The sequence below is a fragment of the Salinimonas chungwhensis DSM 16280 genome (assembly GCF_000378185.1).
GTDB classification, from domain to species: Bacteria; Pseudomonadota; Gammaproteobacteria; order Enterobacterales; family Alteromonadaceae; genus Alteromonas; species Alteromonas chungwhensis.
In genome coordinates this window covers 23,412-40,399 of sequence record NZ_KB899391.1, presented here as the reverse complement: position 1 = coordinate 40,399, position 16,988 = coordinate 23,412, and the positions used below count along the sequence as shown (strand labels likewise).

General features: G+C 39.7%; 11 protein-coding genes and 2 pseudogenes. 12 read left to right on the top strand and 1 reads right to left on the bottom strand.

What is annotated here, in order from left to right; translation table 11 throughout:
- Positions 1-74 precede the first annotated feature (74 nt).
- The 11 genes and pseudogenes from rpsM to F458_RS0117070 all read left to right on the top strand — a co-directional run bounded on the left by rpsM (position 75) and on the right by F458_RS0117070 (position 13,199).
- Positions 75-431: a 30S ribosomal protein S13 gene (gene rpsM / locus F458_RS0117125; RefSeq protein WP_018984667.1), complete on the top strand. Its 357-nt coding sequence runs from the start codon at positions 75-77 to the stop codon at positions 429-431.
- Between the two features lie 16 nt (positions 432-447).
- Entirely contained in the window at positions 448-840 is a 393-nt protein-coding gene (rpsK, locus tag F458_RS0117120; protein ID WP_018984666.1) for a 30S ribosomal protein S11, read from the top strand.
- A 24-nt stretch (positions 841-864) separates the two neighbouring features.
- Positions 865-1,485 (top strand): 30S ribosomal protein S4, encoded by a 621-nt coding sequence (gene rpsD / locus F458_RS0117115; RefSeq protein WP_018984665.1) that lies wholly within the window; start codon positions 865-867, stop codon positions 1,483-1,485.
- A 19-nt stretch (positions 1,486-1,504) separates the two neighbouring features.
- Positions 1,505-2,494 (top strand): DNA-directed RNA polymerase subunit alpha, encoded by a 990-nt coding sequence (locus tag F458_RS0117110; protein ID WP_026294760.1) that lies wholly within the window; start codon positions 1,505-1,507, stop codon positions 2,492-2,494.
- A 41-nt stretch (positions 2,495-2,535) separates the two neighbouring features.
- Positions 2,536-2,934: a 50S ribosomal protein L17 gene (rplQ, locus tag F458_RS0117105; protein WP_018984663.1), complete on the top strand. Its 399-nt coding sequence runs from the start codon at positions 2,536-2,538 to the stop codon at positions 2,932-2,934.
- 589 nt (positions 2,935-3,523) lie between these two features.
- Positions 3,524-4,756: a hypothetical protein gene (locus F458_RS0117100; protein ID WP_156824290.1), complete on the top strand. Its 1,233-nt coding sequence runs from the start codon at positions 3,524-3,526 to the stop codon at positions 4,754-4,756.
- Entirely contained in the window at positions 4,756-5,727 is a 972-nt protein-coding gene (locus F458_RS0117095) for a hypothetical protein (protein WP_018984661.1), read from the top strand. Before F458_RS0117100 ends, F458_RS0117095 begins: the two co-directional genes overlap by 1 nt.
- A gap of 1 nt (position 5,728) precedes the next feature.
- On the top strand, positions 5,729-6,790 hold the full coding sequence (locus F458_RS20250) for an FkbM family methyltransferase (RefSeq protein ID WP_018984660.1): 1,062 nt from the start codon (positions 5,729-5,731) through the stop codon (positions 6,788-6,790).
- A gap of 11 nt (positions 6,791-6,801) precedes the next feature.
- A complete protein-coding gene (locus F458_RS20245) occupies positions 6,802-9,888 on the top strand; it encodes a glycosyltransferase (protein ID WP_018984659.1) in 3,087 nt (1,028 codons plus the stop codon).
- Between the two features lie 876 nt (positions 9,889-10,764).
- A complete protein-coding gene (locus F458_RS0117080) occupies positions 10,765-11,952 on the top strand; it encodes a hypothetical protein (RefSeq protein WP_018984658.1) in 1,188 nt (395 codons plus the stop codon).
- 169 nt (positions 11,953-12,121) lie between these two features.
- A pseudogene (locus tag F458_RS0117070) lies at positions 12,122-13,199 on the top strand (IS3 family transposase).
- Positions 13,200-13,214: 15 nt separating this feature from the next.
- Here F458_RS0117070 and F458_RS21220 read toward each other — a convergent pair.
- Positions 13,215-13,394 (bottom strand): annotated as a pseudogene (locus F458_RS21220) (helix-turn-helix domain-containing protein); the annotation flags it as partial.
- A gap of 141 nt (positions 13,395-13,535) precedes the next feature.
- Between F458_RS21220 and F458_RS0117060 the strand changes: the two are divergent.
- Positions 13,536-16,907: a glycosyltransferase family 2 protein gene (locus F458_RS0117060; RefSeq protein ID WP_018984655.1), complete on the top strand. Its 3,372-nt coding sequence runs from the start codon at positions 13,536-13,538 to the stop codon at positions 16,905-16,907.
- Positions 16,908-16,988 lie beyond the last annotated feature (81 nt).

Genomic DNA, 16,988 nt, shown 5'->3' with positions numbered 1-16,988 from the left:
ATTTAGTCGACGGGTAAGTATCCTATCGGGCTTTTTAGGCTGTCGACCATAATTAATATAGAGGAGTGCTGTTAATGGCCCGTATCGCTGGCATTAACATTCCTGAACACAAGCATACTGTAATCGCGCTTCAGGCGATTTACGGTGTAGGCGCAACGCGTGCAAAAGCGATTTGTGCTAACGCTGGTGTTACAGAATCAACAAAAATCAAAGACCTTGACGAAGCGACTGTAGAGAAGCTGCGTGAAGAAGTCGGTAAATTCATGGTGGAAGGTGATCTTCGCCGTGAAGTCTCCATGAGCATCAAACGTTTGATGGACCTGGGTTGCTTCCGTGGTATACGCCACCGTCGTAGCTTGCCTCTACGTGGTCAGCGCACAAAAACAAATGCGCGTACCCGTAAAGGTCCTCGTAAGCCAATCAAGAGATAAGCGGGGAGTATAAGTTATGGCTAAACAACCAACTCGTACAACGCGGAAGCGCGCTAAACGTCAGGTTGCAGACGGAATGGCTCATATCCATGCGTCTTTCAACAACACAATTGTGACTATTACTGACCGTTCTGGTAACGCTCTGTCGTGGGCAACATCAGGTGGTTCTGGTTTCCGTGGTTCACGTAAATCAACACCTTTTGCTGCACAGGTAGCTGCTGAGCGTGCAGGTGTTGCTGCACAGGAATACGGTCTGAAAAACCTAGAAGTTTTTGTTAAAGGTCCAGGTCCAGGCCGTGAGTCTGCGATCCGTGCACTTAACGCAACTGGTTATAAGATCACAAACATTACCGATGTGACCCCTATTCCTCACAACGGTTGTCGTCCACCGAAAAAACGTCGCGTTTAATCGACGGACAGTTGGAGAAAGAACATGGCAAGATATTTGGGTCCAAAACTCAAACTTAGCCGTCGCGAAGGAACCGACCTGTTCCTGAAAAGCGGCGTTCGCGCAATCGATTCTAAATGTAAAATCGATACAGCGCCTGGTCAGCATGGTGCCCGTCGTGGCCGTTTGTCTGACTACGGTGTACAGCTGCGTGAAAAGCAAAAAGTTCGTCGTATGTACGGCGTTCTGGAAAAACAATTCCGCAACTACTACAAAGATGCCGCGCGTATTAAAGGCAACACAGGTGAAAACCTGCTTCAGCTTTTAGAGCAGCGTCTTGATAACGTAGTTTATCGCATGGGATTCGCCAGCACACGTGCAGAAGCGCGACAGCTGGTTAGCCACAAAGCTATCATGGTAAATGGTCGCTTGGTGAATATTCCATCATACAACGTTACTGCCGAAGACGTGGTTTCTGTTCGTGAAAAAGCTAAAAAGCAAGCGCGTATCGTTGCTGCTTTAGAATTGGCTGACCAACGTGAGAAGCCAACCTGGATAGAAGTAGACAGCAACAAGATGGAAGGTACGTTTAAGCGTATTCCAGAAAGAACTGACCTGTCTGCTGATATTAACGAACAGTTGATCGTCGAACTTTACTCTAAGTAAAGCTAACTAAAGAGGAAGCATTGTGGGTTCTGTGACTGAATTCCTAAAACCGAGATTAGTTGAGATCGAGAACGTTTCTCCTACTCGTGCCAAAGTAACTTTGGAACCGCTGGAGCGCGGCTTCGGCCACACTCTGGGTAACGCCCTGCGTCGTATTTTACTGTCATCCATGCCTGGCTGTGCAGTAACCGAAGTAGAAATTGATGGCGTACTACACGAGTACAGCACCAAAGAAGGTGTGCAAGAAGACGTCATCGAAATCTTGCTAAATCTGAAGGGTTTAGCAGTTCGTCTTGAAGGCAAAGACGAAGCTACGCTAACCATAGTGAAGTCTGGCGCTGGCCCTGTTGTTGCTGGTGATATTCAGCATGATGGTGATGTAGAGATTGTGAATCCTGACCACCTTATTTGTACTTTAACTGGCGAAACTGAAATCAGTATGCGTATTAAAGTAGAAATGGGTCGTGGCTATATTCCAGCTTCTACCCGTCGCTCCTCAGAAGATGATGATCGTCCAATTGGTCGTTTGTTAGTTGATGCTTCATTCAGCCCAGTTGAACGTATTGCATACACTGTTGAGTCTGCCCGTGTTGAACAGCGCACAGACTTAGACAAATTAATCATCGACATGGAAACGAATGGCACTTTGGATCCTGAAGAAGCGATCCGCCGTTCAGCAACAATTCTTGCTGAACAGTTAGATGCCTTTGTTGACCTGCGCGATGTATCAGAGCCAGTACAGAAAGAAGAGAAACCGGAATTTGATCCGATTCTACTTCGCCCTGTTGATGATCTGGAACTGACAGTACGTTCTGCAAACTGTTTGAAAGCGGAAGCTATCCAGTATATTGGTGACCTGGTTCAGCGCACTGAGGTTGAGCTACTTAAAACGCCAAACCTTGGTAAGAAATCGCTAACTGAAATCAAAGATGTGTTAGCCTCTCGTGGTCTATCTCTGGGCATGCGCCTGGAAAACTGGCCGCCAGAGAGCATCGCTGACAAAGATTAATCAGGTTTTTATCAAACTGATTTGTAGAGAAGGATAAAACTATGCGCCATCGTAAGAGTGGTCGTCAGTTGAATCGCAACAGCAGCCATCGTCAAGCTATGTTTAAAAACATGGCCGGCTCTTTGGTCAAGCACGAAGTGATCAAAACGACGTTACCAAAAGCGAAAGAATTACGTCGCGTAATTGAGCCTCTAATCACACTTGCTAAGCAAGACAGTGTAGCAAACCGCCGTCTGGCCTTTGCACGTACTGGTGATAAAGAGGTTGTAGGTAAGCTGTTCAATGACTTAGGTCCTCGTTATGAGGCCCGCCCAGGCGGTTACACACGCATTCTTAAATGCGGTTACCGTACTGGTGACAGTGCCCCAATGGCATTCGTTGAGCTAGTAGACCGCCCTGAAGTTGAAGTTGCTGAAGAAGCTGAAGCTGCAGAAGAGTAACTTATGCTCCATTTGAAAAGGGACCTGAGTGCAAACTCAGGTCCCTTTTTTTGTTTCAATTATAGAGAGCTCAGAATTGTGACTTAGCCTATGTTATTTTTACTCTGAACTTCCCATGCGACTATTATTGCCTTTTTAGTACGACCAGTCACTTTGGCTTGTTATTTAGATAATCTTTAGCATTTGTAGATAAAATATAATCAAGGATTTATGTATTTTTAGCTATGTAACACAACATTCACGCTCTGCTAAAAGTATACTACGTGGTTTGCGCTTTCAAAAAGTAAAGCTAAAGGTTACCATAATCAGAATCTTAGCTAGCAATTTTTCGATGGTGCTGATTGAGTGAATTCATTTACAAGCGCAGGTTTTAATAAAATGTAAAGGCAGTGACGACACAATAATGAAGGCTGTTTGGTGTGCAATCACCTAAGCGTCGGCGTGGAGTGGTTAGAAGGTATGTAATTCATATTCTCGGCTTAGTAAACCGTGAGCGATTTGTTTGTAGATCTATGAATCCAACCAGCTGCGTAAACCCAAAAAGCAATCTGTGCTACAGCACTGAGTGAACAATAAGAGAGACAGAGCAATGCAATTCTTAGTCAGCTTAAAAGATAGTGAATCATGGCAGGAAATAGTTAAACGTTGCCAGCTCGCACCGCTGAAGGAGTTCGATGACCTTAACGACCTTCATACAGAGTCGTCAGATAGCAAAGCCTACTGCATTTGTTCCGTGTTGACCTTAGCCGACATCAGCCAACTCTTAGCTAACAAACAAACTCAGATAGTGCTTAGCCTGGATTCACCAGAAACTTTAGTAGCGCAGTTACTGCACGAAGGCAAATCTCTTAGCGACTCTGTCTCGATCTGGAATCAGCAAACGGAGGCAATCTTAAAGTTGCAGCAGCAACATCGGCGACAGCTTCACCTTGCGCAAGCCGATGGCCTGCTAATATGCCCTGCCCAATTACCAGAATGGCTTGCAAGTAAGTATTCTCCAATTGCCGAGGCACCTCCGCGCCTTAGTCAGGACTTTCATTCCCTCATTGCTTCGCAAGCACTACGACAAAACCATGAAACAGAAAGTACTTGGCTCCGCCTTATCGCCTGCAGCCTGCCATTACTTGATAACCCCTATCTCAGATTTGACCTAGACGCAATATACCAAACGGCGCTCGTTCAAAAAGAGGAGCAGCTAGCAGAAAGCAAAGGCGAAAACGAACTCCTATTGCAACAACTTTTCCACGTTCAAGAAGAGCTAGAAAAAGCTTTTAGTGCAGGCAAACAACAACTGGCTGTAAGCAAGGACGAAAACGAACTTTTACTGCAGCAGCTGTTCTCTGTACAGGAAGAGCTAGACTACAAGCTAAAAATAGCCTCGGCCGAAGTGGTCAAATCAAAACACCAGCTGGCCGCCGTTCAGGCAGAGTTAAAGGTAATATCCGCGTCGAAAGTGTGGAAAAGCGCTACTCCAGTCCGCAAACTGGCAAAAGCCCTCAGCGCGAAAAAACGAGCGAGAGAGCAGCTCTGGAAAGACGCCGCCCTGATTCTGACGTCAGAATACTTTGACGTTAGCTGGTACCTACAAAGCTACCCAGATGTGGCAGAATCCGGTATGGACCCCGCAGAACATTACTTATGTTTCGGGGCAGCAGAAGGTCGTGCTCCAGGTCCTATGTTCGACAGCAACTGGTATTTATCTAGATACCCAGATGTCGCCGAAAGTGGCATCAACCCTTTATTACACTATGTAAAATTTGGATTGCTAGAAGGTCGAACTGTGACTCCTAAACCTCAACAACATCAGATAGAGGCTAAATAATGGCATTTAGCAAACACGCCATCTCCGGCACGTTTATTTGGCTAGGTGTCGGCCACACCGCTGACCTTAGCTGCATTTCTGAGGAGACACAGCTTGTGCTGGTTGATGCCAACCCAAGTGCTTTAAAAAAATTAGAAAAACAATACTCTACAAAAGGTTCCAAAAAAGGGAATCACATCTTCACGTCGGTGTGCCTTGCGCCTCAGGCAGGCGAAGCCGAGTTTTACCACTACAACCTCAGTGAATATTCTGCGTTGTCAGAATTGACCGGCCTACGCCAGTTGTTTCCGGGCATAAAACTCAAAGCAACCCAAACCCTAACCACCATCGCTGTTGCAGACTTTATTCGTAGCCAGCCATTAAGCACCCAAAACAACACACTACGAATAGATATTATCGACCAATGTTTGCCATTCTTGTGTGCCCTGGCACAAGACGGAATGCTCGAGTTATTTAACTACTTGGAACTGCAAACTAGTACCGAGTCCCTGTACCAAAACGCAGCCACCACATCTGACATAGTTCAATTCCTCAGCAAGCAAGGCTACGAATTACGAAGCCAAGACAATAGCGACCCGGACTTACCCACGCTAGGTTTCACTTTAAACCCACTCTGGCAAACTCTGCAAAGTGTCCAGCAGCAGCTTGTGGAGGAAAAGAAAAACTCTGAGCAAACACAAGCTCATCAAGCTAAAGTACTGGCTGAGAAAGAAACAAAACTGATCGAGGTCAATAAGCAACGTGATGAACAAAAAGCCGCTAAAGAAAAGCAAACGGTCAGATTAAAGGAGCTACAAACTCAGTACAAAACCTTGCTAACGCAAAACCGACATCTCCAGACCCAAACAAAAGACAATGCTGCACAGCTTGAACAACTTAAAGCAGAACTATTAAAAGCAGAAGCTCAAATCACCCTCATCCGTGATTTATTTTTCAAAAATGATACATTTCAAGGGTCAGAAGGACAGTGAAATGAGTGACACAAGCAAGCAGCGGCATCATTCGAAACTAGATACATTTCGTCCAATGATAGAATGTTATAATCTATGGCAATTTGGTGACTGGACAAGTCTTGCACAAATTGAAACCATCGAAAATGAAGAACTACTCGCGCTCAAAGCCTGTGCTCTGCTCCAACTTGGCCAAACAGAGCAGGCAAAGCACGCACTAAAAGATCTACCAGAACACCCCAGTGAACAGACAGCCAGATTATTGCTCTCAGGCCTCTTCAACACACTAGGCAAAGTCCATGCAATACTGGATGATAAAGAGAACTCAGAAAAAAACTTTAAGCTAGCAATAGAAAGCGGCATCGATACAACAAATAGCAAACACATCATTCAAGCTCGTAAAAACGAACAGCTAGCTCAACTAAATAAATTTAAACGTTGGATTAGCCTAGACAGTCTCGATCAAAAAGGTGAAATCAAAAAATTGTTCATAGATTGTGGAGGGCATGATGGATGCTCAACCATCAAATTCAAACTGTCCAATCCAACTTATGAGATAATTACCTTTGAAGGTAATCCCGAGCTTTGGCCTTACTATGAAAATTTACCTACTCAGCTGGTTAAAAAATTGGTAAGTGACTATACGGGTGAGGTTGAGTTCACTATTGATCCAGTTGATGCTGACGGCAGCTCAATAATTAAAGAAAAAAACGTTGATTTTCACAAAAAAGTAAAAAATGAAGATTGTGAGGTTTTGGTAATGCCTTGCATAGATTTATCAGATTTTATTGAGCAAAAAGCCCGGTACTATCAAGAGATTGTACTCAAGCTCGATGTAGAAGGCGCCGAATACGCCATCCTCGAAAAAATGCACCAAGATGGCACGCTCAAGTACATTACAAAGCTTTATGCGGAGTTTCACTGGAACAAAATTGACATGCCTAAAGAGCAGCATGATGCTTTTATTGAAAAACTCAATCCTTTTTTTGAAATAGAAGACTGGGACGCGGCTGAGTTTTCCGTGCATAAAAAGGGCAAGAGTGAACAAAAGATCAGGCAACAAATATTAAGCGCAATAAATTAAACGAGTAGTATATGGACGTTTCAAACACATTAAGCCAAGCCAATAACGCTTTTAGAAAGCAAGACTACAAAACTGCCGTAAAGCTTTATCAGCAATACGCTCAGCAAAGCCCAGAACACCAGCAGCGTATAGTTGTTAACTTAAAACTCGCTGAAGCGCGTTTAAACAGACAAAAAGAACGTGCGGAACAAAACACTACATCTGCACATACCACTGAAGACAAAATCATTGTTTACACAGTTAATATCGGAGGTTACGAAAGCGTAAAAGAACCAACGATAATCGATCCAACGGTAGAATATATACTATTCACGGACAATAAAGATCTCGTATCCGAACATTGGAAAATTATCCAGCTAACCGACAAGCTTGATGACCCGCGCCGTACCTCACGCCTTCCCAAAATATTGGCACACAAATACTTGCCAGAACACGACGTCAGCGTCTATATCGACTCCAGTCTCGAAATCAAAACCCCAGATGTTCGTAAAATGATATCCGATTGCATGGAAGGGTATGATATTGCCTTATATAAACATTACAAAAGAAAATGTGTTTATGATGAAATAGAATTTGTCATGAACTCTACAGATCGTATTGTAGCAAATAAAGATTTATGCTTGGCAGCATTAAAAAAATATGAAGATATAAACTATCCAAGAGGCAATGGCTTATTTGAAAATGCCTTTATCTTTAGGCGAAATACAGAAAAAAATAAAAAACTGAATAATCTGTGGTGGAAAGAATATATAGCAGGTACTGAACGCGATCAGTTTACCTTTATGTATGCACTTGAAGTTGAAGGTGCTAAACCTAATCCCATTAAAATTGGCAAGCAGTTCCGCATTAACCCATACGTAAACTTTCATAAACACGTTTATAAATCGCATAGCAAACCAAAAAAGCCACATGTCTTTATTGCTTATGCTCCAAAATCATATGGCATGAACTTAGGTCGTTGTTACAACGAATATATGGAGCGTTTAGGGGATGATGATTATGCACTTTTCATTGACCATGATGCTATGTTTACTAACAATAGCTGGCGCGATGTTGTTGCTAGTGCTTATTCTGAACACGCTGGAGAAACTGCACTTTTTATCAGCCGGACAAATAGAATTAATAACCCTTATCAGCGTTTAAACTTGTTAGAGAATAACCATAACTTATTTGATCATGATGTTTTTGCAACAAACTTAGCTAAAAAATATGGCAAGTCAGTAGTAGAGTGCGCTAAGTTACCTTCATCTTCCGGGGTGATAATAATGCTTAGCAAAAAGACTTGGCTCAAACACAAGTTTACAGATGGTTTCTTGAAAGTTGATAACAACATCCATTTATCTCATCGAAATGCTGGTGATCCTGTTTATATTATGCAGGGTTTGCATGTATATCATTTTTATAGAGCTGATAACGACCTCTCACATGCTGTTAAAGATATTTCAAGCTTACCAAAAGAGTCAACCTCGAAAATAGGTCATGTAGTCAGAAATTTCGTTACAAGTGATCTCAGTGCCGAAACTTTAGCAAAGTATATGAATCTCTTAAATGATGATGAATACGGGGTTTTCTTGCCCGAACAAGCTATGTTCTGTAACAAAGATTGGTACACAAGGGTCTGTGAATTTTTAGAAAAAGATCATTCTGTGGGATTAATGGTATTCAACAATAACTTTATGGATGAAAAGGCCCCTTTAGAGTTTGATGTGGTAAAGCATAAGCAATATGCAGCGTCGCTATTAGAATCAAGCTCATATTGTGCATTAGATTACGAGGAAGAGCTTGCCCAAGGAGGATTAAGTGCCTTTTTGCTCTCCAAGAAGGCTTGGAAAGAATTAGAGGGACAAGCGCAGGTTGACTTTAAGTCGTTAGCCACGGCTGTTTCCAAAGCTAAGCAAAAAGCAAGATTTATTAAAAATGTCTATGTACTTGATAAAAATAAAGATCATAGAGAAAAAGTGGTTTCGCGTTACTTAAATAATCAACTTAACATAGCAGTTTTAACCTTTGGCTTTTGGCCCCAACAAGCCGGTATGGAGATGATGGTGAATAATCTATCTTCTCAGCTGACAAAAGCAGGGAATAACGTTGTTTTGTTCGCACCCAAGCCTAAGAAAGATTACGAAGAGCTTAAATCTAATTATATTATCAGACGTTTTAAATCTACTGCAGATATGAAGCGTATCTTTAAAGAACACCATGCAAGCATGCCATTCGATGTAATTTATGTACAAGGTGCTTACGAACCGGCGTCTTTAGCGCTTGAGCTTAAAAAAGAATTAGGTGTGCCGGTTGTATTACGCACTCATGGTGAAGATATCCAAATTGACAAGGAGTCGAACTACGGTTATCGACTAGACCCTGCTAAAAACGAAGTTATCTTGAGAAACATTCGTGAAGTTGATCACAATGTCGTCATTGGCCCGCATATATATGAGGAAGTACGCCCATTAACCAATGGCTCAATAAGTCTGATTTACAACGGCGTTGATACAGAACACTTTACCCCTGGCCGGGAGTATCTGATACACGATAAATTTAACCTCCCCAGAACAACAAAAATACTTATAACTGTTGGGCGAAATGTACAAAAGAAGAGTCTGCATTTAGCAATTGATGCCTTAGCTGAACTTCGAAAAGAAAGACAGGATGTTGTTCTCGTTCATGCAGGTAAGGAGGGGAATGGCTTAAACTTGGTGGAATATGCAAAGGAAAAGGGTGTCGAAGATTTCTTCTTTCAGTTAGGTGAAATCAGTTATTTTGATATGCCATCTATATATAGAAGTAGCGATATATTCGTATTTCCGGCTAAAACTGAAACTTTTGGAAACGTTACTGTTGAGGCTATGGCGTGTGGTCTGCCAGCAGTGGAGTTTGATTATTCGGTTAATCATCATAAGATTAAGGACAATTATAACGGCTTTATAGTCCCGTATAGAAATGTCGATCTGATGACTGCTAAAATAGAATATTTGTTAAATGAACAAGCAATCTTACTTGATTTTTCTAAGAAAGCCCGTGATTATGCAATAGAGAAGTTTTCTTGGTTAAAAATAAGAAATTCCTATGAATCGATTTTCAAAAAACAAAAAAGTTAATTATGACTGCGATTCTTCTTAATTTTATTGAAAAATGGCTTGTCAATGTGCTTTTAGAACGCATAGTCTCTCATTACTTATAGGTAGCAGTATTAATTTTTAAATTTTTATAGATCTACAAAGCCTTGCTATTGCTCAAAATCATGAGATAGGATTAGACAAGAACTTATTGGTTACATAATTTTATCCATTTAAAAAAATCTATTTTGAGTTAAAGTTGTATATTGAACACAGATAAATAACTATTAGTTATATTTTTAATGAATTAAGAACTTAGCTCTTGGATAACTGCTACTTTATGTCATTTGGCAGTGAAATTTTGTCAAGAGTATAGAAATCAAATAAGTTTGTGCTCAAAAATTATTTAATAAATAATTTTGCCAATGAGTATTCGAAAAAGTTGCTGACATTGGTGAATATTGTAGTTAGGTTTTTATTGGGTTGCGTAATTTATGTACGGAAAAACTTTTTGCTTACTATTATCTATATTTCGTTTCCTAACGTTTCTTCCTGAGGTCGTAACCTGGTTCATGGCCATCAAATGCTAGATTAGTGAGGTTGCATTACGCTGTGTTTAACAGTAGTTATAAATACTTTGTGTACAGAGTTTTAAATCATATTTACTTGCTGATTTTAGTATCCGAAAGCTGGGCGAACGTACAAGATTACTTAGTTAGGTTGAATTTTATATTAAAATTATGAGTTAAATTTTCGATTTTTTAACTATAAAAATATTGCGATGACGGGCTAATTACATATATCTAGTAAGTGACTTTAAAGTTAGGTGTGTCACTGATATGTTAAATCTATACATTTATTAGATATAACTATACTCAATACTAGAGATTAGCTATTCCTAAAGAAATTGGTAACTTCATGCTTAATAAATTATTGTTCTTTACACATACTGATAAAAATTATGAATTTTTTGCAGTACCCTACGCATATTTTGCGCTTAGAAACAACCCATCTTCTCTGGTAGAGATTACAGTTGACGATATTGCTAGTTTTTCAAAATGTTATGAAAATTCTATAGAATTACTTGAAGCGATTTACCCTAATAGATTTCTATTTAGGCAGCGGGATGATATTGATGTTAAGAATCCTGCAACTCTCAGATTCGTTCAAACACCTGCTTTGAAAGCTGAGTACGTATATATAGGTGATATAGACATACTTGTTTTCGAAAATGTTTTTTCGATACATAAAAATTTGATAGAAGATTTTGATTTACCATTTAGCAACGTAATCAGGCCTCAAAGCGTACTTTCTGGAAGGCCGAGGCTAACAGGGCTGCATTTTTGTGAATACAAAAAATATTATCCATTAGCTGGCCTTGATTCATTAGATTACAACAGTGAAAATGATGAGCATATTTTATATCTAATAATGAAAAAAAAGGGGTTGATGGTACCTGGTAATTTTTCAATTCGTCCTGAGTGTGGTGTTCATATTTCTTTGAGTCGCTCGCCACTTGGAAACTGTACTGGCGCGCAACACAAGAAAAAATTCAGTATGGGAAATATTGTTGGATGGAAGTTTAATGGTTATGAAAAAGAATTTAAACTTCAAACTGAAGAAAAAGATTATCAGTCTATCAGACCCTACTTTCATAGAAAGTATAAATTAATTGAATCTTATCTTGACTTTGTTGTAGAGGAAGATTCTTTTAACCTTCATTCTTTTTCTTCTGCATTTGGAGTGGATAGGCGTTTACTATTCATCGGGCAGAAGGGAGAGATTAGTAAATCTCAAATTTTTTCAGATACCAAACGAGCTTTAAAAGAAAAAGATTATCTAGCCGCTGAAAACTACGTTACTACGGCACTAAATTTATGGCCCCAAGCGAGTGATGTTTATAAACTTTATATTCAAGTTAAAATCAGTTCCGCTAGTTTTAATAACGATGTAGAAAAAGCATTTCAGTCTGTTATCGCGATTGCGCACTTAAAAAATCTTTGCGGCGGTATATTAATCAAGGATCTAGGAATTGATGAAAATACGTTTGCGGAGTTATCTAAATTTTCATTCGACAAAAGAATAAAGAAGTACATTTCTGAATAGATTGATGTTAGCTTTATAAGACTTAAACTTTTACATTGGTAGCTGCTTTATCTAATATGCATAGAATCTTTTCATCCACTTTTAAACTGAGGCAGGCGTTATCGGATTTTATCGCAGTGCTTAGTTTAAGGAGATCACGATGAGAAAATAAGGCTTTACTAAGTCCTACATCATCGCTGTGTTGAATGATGTCGGTGCGGATATAAAGGTTGCAGAGGTGTGCAGTCAGCACGGTATCCGCAGTGCAACTTTTTGCGATTGGAAGTACAAGTAAGGTGCATGGAAGCGTCTGGCGTCAAACGATTGAAAAAGCTTGAAGAAGAAAATGCCGAGCTCCAAAAGATGTTTGCAGATGTCAGCTTAGAAGAGAATGCCATTAAGGAGCTTGTCGCAAAAAAGAGTTGGTGACAGCAGATAAACGAGAATGCGTCAGCATCCTAGTTGATGCGGGACTAAGTATCGTAAAGGCTTGCCTGTTTGTTGGTATTGGCCGTGCGACCTTTTATCGTCCAGAGAGGGACTGGCGCAAAGTGGATGCTGCTGTCATTGATGCTATCAATGCAGTCTTGGAGAAGTCGCCACGAGCAGGCTTCTGGAAGTGTTTTGGCCGAATGCGTTTCAAAGGCTTTCCCTTCAACCACAAGCGTGTCTATCGCGTTTACTGCCAGATGGGATTGAACCTGAGACGCAGGACCAAACGGGTGATGCCTAAACGAATAGCCCAGCCATTAGATGTGCTGGAGCAGGCAAACCATCAATGGGCGTTGGACTTTATGCATGACACTTTATATTGCGGTAAACGGTTCAGAACACTGAATGTAGTCGATGAAGGCACGCTAGAGTGCCTTGCTATTGAAGTTGACACGTCTTTGCCCGCTGGCCGAGTCGTATGCGTGTTAGAGCAGTTGAAGGCAGAGCGTGGATTACCAACTCAACTGCGTATGGATAAGGGCCCGGAGCTAATTTCGGCGACGCTGACAGATTGGTGTGAAACCAATAATATTGAACTGGTCTATATCCAGCCTGGTAAGCCACAGCAAAATGGCTTTGTTGAACGCTTTAACGGTTCATTTCGCAGAGAGTTTCTAGATGCTTACTTGTTTGAAAATCTCAATCAGGTAAGAGAAATGGCCTGGTTCTGGCGACTGGATTATAACGAAGAAAGAACACATGAAAGTCTGGGTAACCTGCCTCCGGCAGCTTACCGAGCAAAACTAGAAAACTCTAATTCAGCACTGTCTCATTAAAGGGGAAGTGGACATCTTAGCGTGAGCGACTTCAGGCAGGTAGTGATTGTCCCGAATTCTGTTGCGCCGTACTTCAAGACTAATCGTGCTGTGACTCACCTGCAACCGCTTCCCAATCTCCCGATAACTGAAACCCTCGCGTAAGTAGGCTTCGATCTGGTATCGTTGCCCTTCGATCAACTGCTTGTAACTCATGGTAATTACTGCTGTTTGTTTGGCGACTACAGAGTACCACCAACAGGCAGTTGATCTCTTCTCACCGTTTAACCATGAGTGGTGCACTTATTATCTGAAATCGGGACTATTATAAATGACAAAGTTTGAATAGGTTGGTCAATGTATTTAATTAAGAAATATATGAAATCCATAAGGGATTATGCTCATCATAAATTATTAAGATACGTTCGAGAAAAATTTTTCGCTAGAATTTTTCTTTGTTATAAGGTTGAAATTTTAAATAAATTTCGAATAAACAAAGTTTATGTTGAAAGAGTTGGCAATTTAACGTTGATTTCAATTTCCAACCTAAGTAACAAAGAAATGGTTGAAGCGATACGATTATACAAAAAGTATAAATGCAAGAGAGCAGCAGAAACTGTAGTTTATTCAGCTCTAGACGTTCGTGATACACAGCTACAATTACCGGAATATATTGTTCTTGAATGGGATTATGTTTTATTTAGTGAGCGAAAAATAGAAGGAGTGTCACCTTTTGAGATAAGAAGTCTCAAGTTTGAAGGTGGCGATCCCGCTTTTAAAATGAATTTTTATAAAATAAATCCGCACCTGATATTACAAAGTTACAGATTTTCTTTGTGGATAGATCCTCTGCTGAAGTTAAATAAAAAAGAATTGACGGTTTTAATAAAAAAAATTAGAGAGAATGGTATCAGTTTTATATTAGCTAAAAGCCCATCTCAGAGTTTATCCGAAGAACTAGAAAGATGTCGTTATGATAAAGGTGAGAATTTATATTTTGTCACTAAAAATCTTTTAGAATATAAAGGTTTTGAGTCTTTTGAAATTTTTGATACTAATATAGTATACAGAAATAATCAGAAAGATGAATTAAAGCACTTTAACAATAAATGGTGGGGGAAATATACCGAGGGAATATTGGGTGAGAATTTTAGTTGCTTATATACTTTGAATAAATTAAGTGTTTCGTTTGCAAAAATCGATTTGCCTAAAAATTTTGACGGTCTTAGACAGAGTTCTATCCCGGTTGATGATAAGGCTCACTTATACGTTGAAAAAAAACCTTGCATTAATAATAGGTATATTAGTTTCAATTATAATAAAAAACAAAACGCGTATTCTATGCGCAATGTTCCATACAGAGTTAAACGCGCGTTTATTAATGCAGAAAAGCTAAATTTCTATGATAGCGGAATGTGTGAACTTAAAGTGTTGTTTGAACAAGGAGATACAAAGGAAAGATCTTGGGCTAGTTGGTTTATAGTTCTTTTATATCTCAACGGATTTGATCAAGACTCTGAAAGTACTATTCTCCACTATCTAGATTTTTGTGATTTAAATTCGATAATCGAGGGGGGCGCCGATCTTATAAGTTTTTTAAAAAATGAGCTAGCTATTAGAAATAGCAAGCCCCCTTTGTATGAAAATAATAAAAATGATGATATAACGATCCAATTTTTAAACGCTGCTAATTCTCCTACCCAGAAGATAAATTTTCTAAACGATATATTTGAAAAATACGGACTTTGTAAATTAAAGTTAACGTCGGCAAATGATTCTTTTTTTGAACGCATTCTTCCTGAAGTAACGATTAAGAAAAGTCAATGTGCACTAGATGCTCCTAAAGTTTCTATCATTGTGCCTTGCTATAATTGCAGTGACCAAATTGAAAGTACGCTATACACGTTAATCAACCAAACTTGGCTAAATATTGAGATTCTACTTGTAGACGATTGTAGTGACGATCGAAATCTTACCTTATTGAGACAATTTGAAAGGATAGACTCCAGAATTTCCGTTATAGCAAAAACAGTTAATACCGGGCTCTACGATTCCAGAAATGTTGGGTTAAGCCTAGCTAAAGGTAAGTACATAACAGTTTGCCTGCCTGGCGATTGGTGTCATCCGCAGAAGATCCAGTTTCAAGCTCGCCAACTGGAGGAACAAGATAATCTGGTAGCGAACTGTACTAGTTGGATAAAGTGCGATAGTAATTTTTTCTTCTACAGAAACGTGCAGCCTTATTATTCAGAAGTAAATTTATCCTCTTTAATGTTCTTGAGAGATGAAGTTATCGATAAATTAGGAGAATGGGACAACGTCTTGTTTTCAGCCGATAGGGAATTTTATAAGCGGTTAATTAAAGTTTTCGGTAAACGGCGTGTTTGTGAACTAGCTGCCATTACCACTATTGGACGTATAGAAAGACCGTTAACTTTAGATATAAAGAAAACTCATTGTAAGGATTTTCCTTATGTTGCAAAGTTAGAGTATATTCAAAATTACGAGTATTGGCACAAGTCGATCGGGATTTCTGAATTAAAATACTGTTGCGAACAGACTGATAGAAGATTCCCTGCGCCTCGACCTTTGTTAGAGAAGGATCTACATGAGGTTAAGCATTATGATTATATTTTTGCCGGTGATCTAAGAGAGAAGGTAAGTGCAGATATAATTAAAGAGCTGATTTATAAAGCACAACGCAACGGCTTTAATTGGAGCGTAGTTCAACTTAATCGCCCTGATGTCGATGCACGGAAGGATGTTCAGAATTCATTAAGATCAGTACTTCACGAGTTAGGCCGTTCCCTTACAGTTCAGGGAGAGAAGGTTTCTTGTGTGACACTGCAAATCATTGGTGCTGACTGTTTCTCAATTACACCAACTTACGCACCCTACATCACTACGCGAGAAATAGAGTACATAACTAAAAGCAATGATAAGTCCATTAGTTCTTACGATAAAATTTTTAGTGAACTATTTCGCTATAAAAATTCATCGGTAAAAACTATATATCCGGATGAATCTCTCACTGATCATAAATATTCAAATATTAAATCAACATACCTTTACCCTAGAATTCTTCAGTTGAAGATGAGTGAAATTCAAAACCAAAAGCTGGAAGTGTCTCCATTGGTAACTGTTGTTATGCCATGTATTGACGAAGGTTTAGGCCAACGTGCTGCACATATTCTTTCTAGTAGGGCCGGATGTGATGCAACGATCATTATTGCAATGGATGATACCAAAAGTGGGTTCATTAGTACTTTAAACAAAGTGGCTAGAAGCTCTGACTCTAGATTTATTACATACGTTGCTCAGGATGCTTTTCCTGGTCGAGAGTGGTTAAAGATAGCTATAGAGTCTATTGAAACGAACCGCGCTGGCTTATTAGCTTTTAATGATGGAAAATGGTTTGGGAGAATTGCATCCTTTGGCCTAGTCAGAAAATCTTGGATAGAGAACTTCTATGATAAAGAAATACTATACTCTCACTATAAGTCTCACAAGGCAGATAATGAAATCACAGTTCTGGCAAAGTTGGACAATTCCTTCGTATACAATTCTGATAGTACTCTAATAGAAGTTGATTACAATAAGGATAAAGGTGGCTCTAATCCAACTGATGATGAAAAATTTAAACAACGCTTTAATTCCCAGTTCGGAGGAAAATTCCCCAGAGCGGCGGTCGAAGAACTGCGAAAGGAGTATAGAGTAAAAGTAGATTAGATAGACCTCGACTCGAAAATTAGAAAAAGTTATTTATCAACAATTGAAATTAAGCAAAATCAATTAGAAAGTTATTACTGT

Coding starts and splice junctions, on each gene's coding strand:
- F458_RS0117060 (WP_018984655.1), top strand. CDS start 13,536: ATGTATTTAATTAAGAAATATATGAAATCCATAAGGGATTATGCTCAT.
- F458_RS20245 (WP_018984659.1), top strand. CDS start 6,802: ATGGACGTTTCAAACACATTAAGCCAAGCCAATAACGCTTTTAGAAAG.
- F458_RS0117080 (WP_018984658.1), top strand. CDS start 10,765: ATGCTTAATAAATTATTGTTCTTTACACATACTGATAAAAATTATGAA.
- rpsK (WP_018984666.1), top strand. CDS start 448: ATGGCTAAACAACCAACTCGTACAACGCGGAAGCGCGCTAAACGTCAG.
- rpsD (WP_018984665.1), top strand. CDS start 865: ATGGCAAGATATTTGGGTCCAAAACTCAAACTTAGCCGTCGCGAAGGA.
- F458_RS20250 (WP_018984660.1), top strand. CDS start 5,729: ATGAGTGACACAAGCAAGCAGCGGCATCATTCGAAACTAGATACATTT.
- rpsM (WP_018984667.1), top strand. CDS start 75: ATGGCCCGTATCGCTGGCATTAACATTCCTGAACACAAGCATACTGTA.
- F458_RS0117100 (WP_156824290.1), top strand. CDS start 3,524: ATGCAATTCTTAGTCAGCTTAAAAGATAGTGAATCATGGCAGGAAATA.
- rplQ (WP_018984663.1), top strand. CDS start 2,536: ATGCGCCATCGTAAGAGTGGTCGTCAGTTGAATCGCAACAGCAGCCAT.
- F458_RS0117095 (WP_018984661.1), top strand. CDS start 4,756: ATGGCATTTAGCAAACACGCCATCTCCGGCACGTTTATTTGGCTAGGT.